Annotated in this window: 3 protein-coding genes, 2 tRNA genes, 1 rRNA gene and 1 pseudogene; 2 read left to right on the forward strand and 5 right to left on the reverse strand. The window is 53.4% G+C overall.

Annotated features, from left to right (window positions below):
* Together CUC53_RS15235 and CUC53_RS15240 are read left to right on the forward strand one after the other, a co-directional pair.
* Positions 1–181 (forward strand): transposase (locus CUC53_RS15235; protein ID WP_157798295.1); only part of this gene is annotated, 181 nt, incomplete at its 5' end.
* A gap of 143 nt (positions 182–324) precedes the next feature.
* A pseudogene (locus tag CUC53_RS15240) lies at positions 325–1,038 on the forward strand (SanA/YdcF family protein); the annotation flags it as partial.
* On the opposite strand, the gene CUC53_RS15245 reads toward CUC53_RS15240, so the two are convergent.
* From CUC53_RS15245 to CUC53_RS15265, 5 genes are all read right to left on the reverse strand, one after another.
* Positions 1,038–3,092, reverse strand: coding sequence for a tRNA(Met) cytidine acetyltransferase TmcA (locus CUC53_RS15245; protein ID WP_100294940.1), 2,055 nt, complete (start codon positions 3,090–3,092; stop codon positions 1,038–1,040). The pseudogene CUC53_RS15240 and the gene CUC53_RS15245 sit on opposite strands and share 1 nt — an antisense overlap.
* The gene (locus tag CUC53_RS15250; RefSeq protein ID WP_100294941.1) at positions 3,089–3,409 is read right to left on the reverse strand and encodes an HlyU family transcriptional regulator; all 321 of its coding nucleotides are present in this window, start codon (positions 3,407–3,409) and stop codon (positions 3,089–3,091) included. The genes CUC53_RS15245 and CUC53_RS15250 overlap by 4 nt, the downstream gene beginning before the upstream one ends.
* Before the next feature lie 256 nt (positions 3,410–3,665).
* Positions 3,666–3,742 (reverse strand) — tRNA-Asp (locus CUC53_RS15255).
* Between the two features lie 29 nt (positions 3,743–3,771).
* A 5S ribosomal RNA gene (gene rrf / locus CUC53_RS15260) occupies positions 3,772–3,886 on the reverse strand.
* A 26-nt stretch (positions 3,887–3,912) separates the two neighbouring features.
* A tRNA-Thr gene (locus CUC53_RS15265) sits at positions 3,913–3,988 on the reverse strand.
* Positions 3,989–4,080 lie beyond the last annotated feature (92 nt).

The following is a 4,080-nucleotide window of genomic DNA, read 5'->3' on the forward strand; positions in this document are numbered from 1 at the left end:
GAATCGTAAGGAACAACGAGCGCACGACAGGGAGCTTTATCGGGCAAGGCATTTAGTTGAAAACGCCTTCCTTCATCTGAAGCAATGGCGAGGTATTGCCACAAGATACGCGAAAAACACGAGCTCGTTTGTAGCCGCAGTACAGCTCCGCTGCGCGTATTTATGGGCCTCTATCTTATGACGACAGCCCCTAATGGGATAGACTTTTAACCTCGCAGATAAATGAGATGACCCCTAGCAAGTCAGATCACACCTGACGTCAGTAACCAAGTTGTAATAGAATGCCTCTATCCACTCTGTTCTACGACATGAATCGCAGCCGCCATGAAGACGCTAGCCAAGATCCTCCCCGCCTGCTTAACTGTGCTGCTGGCCTTAATAATCATGTTGCTGGGCTACAGCGAATGGAGCGTCTCGGATGCACGTCATTACACCTACCACAAAGTCGCTGATGTACCATACAACCGTGTGGCCGTGGTACTAGGCACCTCAAAATACCTAGCAGACGGCGGCACTAATCACTACTTCAAAAACCGCATCAACGCTGCCGCTGAGCTCTATAACAACGCCAAAGTAGATTACATTCTGGTCTCTGGCGATAACGCGACCCCACAATACAATGAGCCGCGCCTGATGCGGCGAGCACTGATTAAAGCAGGCATCCCTGCAGCAGCGATCTACATGGATTTTGCTGGATTCAGAACGTTAGATTCAATGGTGCGAGCCAAAGAAGTCTTCGGCCAAGATCGTTTTACTGTGGTATCCCAAGGATTTCATAACGAACGAGCGATCTTTATTGCCCGCCATTTCGGCATTGATGCCATTGGTTTTAATGCCGAAGACCCTAGCGCCTATCAAGGATTTCGCACCCGAGTACGTGAAGTGTTTGCCCGTCTGATGGGGCTGATCGATCTCCATGTGCTGGGTAAGGGGCCCAAATTTCTTGGCGCCCCCATCACTATTGGCTTACCAGTGCCATGCCAGCCATTGAGCCAATTAGCAACTCAACATCCCTGCATTGCCCTTCCCCCTGATGCTCAGTAGCTCTCACTGGCCAACAAACGCATCAGTAGCCCACGTAATGCCTTAATCACTGCTGGCTTACCGGCCAGTTGTAACTGACGGGCCAACTCATCCCAGTTGGCGTACTGCCAAATAGCGGCGATCAACAAATGCCGATCTGCCGCAGACAACGACGACAGCAGCGGTAAATGACCGGTTAACCAGCGTTGCAAGCTGGCTTGGCATAACTCGAATGGCTTGTGGTGGTGGGCAAAACAGTCCAGTTCATCTTGATCAAAGGGCTCAAGGACACAATCTTCTACCGCACCGCCTCCCACCGCTTGCCATATCAACTCAGGAGGGAGCCGTTTCAGTGCTCCTGCCAGCAGTACCGGCAATTGACGTACAAAATGCTGATGCCACTGGCTCAATTCAGGCTCATATCCTTTGTTTAGCGCCTTGAGCAGTAACACAGCATGACAACCACTGGCCGCATCGCGCTGCAAACCAATTCGTACCACCACCAATCCGGCCGCACGCCAAAACGGTAACAGGTCGGCACTGGCCGCAAAAGCCGCTCCCAGATAGTCCATCCCTGCTTGGCGGTAGTGGCCCTCCAACTGCGCAAGTAGCTGTGACCCCAAGCCCTGCCGATGACACTCGGGATGAATGGCAATACGCATGATCCGCGCATAGCGGCGGGCTCCGGCACATTTATGCCCCCCATGAGCGAGCAACGATTGAGGTAACAAATGACCACGAGGCCGCCGCCGACCGGCCCAAATTTCCTGAGCCAGCGGCTCTGCAATTGGCCCTTCACGGACGACTAATGCCACGCCAAGCAAACCTTGCCCCTGTTGTAACAGGTGAATATCCAGATCTGGACTCTCCAGCAGCACGCGAAGATCGCTCGGGGTAGTCTGATAGTGAGCCAGCACCAGCAGGCCAAATACTTGCTGAAGTAGCGCCTCATCGCGGGCTAACTCATCTTGGCTAATTTGCCGCCACAGTGGGCATCTGATAGGTAACGGAGAGGTCACGCAAGCATCCAGCCCTAACATACGAAACACCAGCGGCTCGAGCGGATCACGGCAGCTCCAACGGATGGGTTCAGTCAAGGTGATCTCCTGCCAATCAGGGGTCTGACTATCTAAAATGCGCTTAAAACGCAGATGAAAGCCACGTCCAGTCCCTTCATAACCGTGCTCGGTGGTGGCAAATATGATGCGGCTGTAACGGGCCAGCATCGCCTCTAGCAGTGGCGTTGGAATAGCGGCAGCCTCATCGACCAGCAGCAGATCCAGTGCTATATCCTCACTGGCTAAGCGATCTGGCGCACAATACTCAACTTGATGCTTGGCATGCGTTAACAGCGTCGTGGCGGTTGCCAACGAGGGGGCTGTCACGACGATCTTTAGGTGAGGTTGCAGGCGCAATAGCTCAGTAGCCGCCAACCCTAACAGGCTACTTTTGCCACGGCCGCGATCTGCCGTTAACACCAGCGGACGACGACGATGCCCATGCAATACTCGATATAACGCAGGGAGGGCATTAGCCTGATCCGTGCTCAACGGGCGCGTGGCATCCAGAGGATGCCAGTGTTCTACGACATACGGCAGCTCAAGAGAACACGCTGGGTCTTGCGTCAGCACTCGCACCAAACGGGCGATAAAACCATGTCCTGCCTGCGCCGCCTGCTCTGGTAGCGCCACCAAACGAACACGATCAGGATCAGGCCAACTGGGCCATTGCTCTCTAGGCGGGGTCAATAGCAACAATAAGCCTCCCGCCCGCAGTGTTCCAGCCAAGGCACCAAACGCATCTGGGTGCAAACCACTAAACCCATTGAATACCAAGGTATCGCACTCCTGCCCCAGCCTCTGTAAAGCCTTAGCAGCAGGATAGGGGGCATATCGGGCAGGCCCCTGCCCCACCCAGAAGATGGTCTGGCCTAGCAGCAACTGCGCACGTGCAACACAGTCCGCTTCTTCTCCCTCCAACCAGACTAAGCGCCGCTCTCCCACACTGGCCAGTGCCTGACGTAGGGCGTGGTGCTCTTCGTCACTGAGCAACCGAGCAAGTGCATTCATAAGGCAGATGAATGACCTAGCTCTGATTGACGTTGGGACTCAAACATCTGATCCCCCATCTGATCAATAAAGGTATGCGCCTTTTGCACCATAAAGCGTTCTGCATCGGCAGGATTGGTAAATAGATCCGAACGAATAAAACGGTGCGTAAGTAACACGCCATTTAACTCTTTAGTAATCCGACCCGCCAAGCGATATTGGCCACCTTCGGCAATCGGCTCGGGATAAATGAGGTAACCATTGTACTCGGTGGGTGTAATGGCCGCTCGCGCTGAGGGCTGACCCGGAAACAAGGCCTTGAATAAAGTCTTAAGCATGATGATCCCCTTGGTGGTGCCAGCATTGTCCTGAAGGGAGTACAAACAGGCAAGGAGTATGGGTTTATCTCATTTGCCACAAAAGATGCCGAGAGCATTACCTATACCTACTGTGGTGTTAACAAATCGCATCTGCAGCACAATTGCCTCCCCCAAAAAACTAAGCCCAGTCGCGAAACTGGGCTTAATTCTTCTATTTGCTGAAGCAAAATTAGCAATGAAAAAGGCCTTCCCGATGGGAAGGCCTTTAATTTATTGGCGGAGCGGACGGGACTCGAACCCGCGACCCCCGGCGTGACAGGCCGGTATTCTAACCGACTGAACTACCGCTCCGCATTCGGCTAGCTTATTGCTAATTAGGTGCTTGGCAGTGTCCTACTCTCGCATGGCGAATGCCACACTACCATCGGCGCTACAGCGTTTCACTTCTGAGTTCGGCATGGAGTCAGGTGGTTCCACTGCGCTATTGCCGCCAAGCAAAAATCGTTAATCTCTATTATCTATGGTGCTGATACCCAGAATCGAACTGGGGACCTCATCCTTACCAAGGATGCGCTCTACCGACTGAGCCATATCAGCACACTAACCGGTAAAGACCACGCTGGGCGTAATCTTGAAATTAGGTGCCTGGCAGTGTCCTACTCTCGCATGGCGAATGCCACACTACCATC

This window comes from Aeromonas cavernicola (genome assembly GCF_002795305.1).
GTDB lineage: Bacteria > Pseudomonadota > Gammaproteobacteria > Enterobacterales > Aeromonadaceae > Aeromonas > Aeromonas cavernicola.

Excerpts from the sequence above, each read along its gene's own strand:
- CUC53_RS15245 (WP_100294940.1), bottom strand. The coding sequence starts at position 3,092 with ATGAATGCACTTGCTCGGTTGCTCAGTGACGAAGAGCACCACGCCCTA.
- CUC53_RS15250 (WP_100294941.1), bottom strand. The coding sequence starts at position 3,409 with ATGCTTAAGACTTTATTCAAGGCCTTGTTTCCGGGTCAGCCCTCAGCG.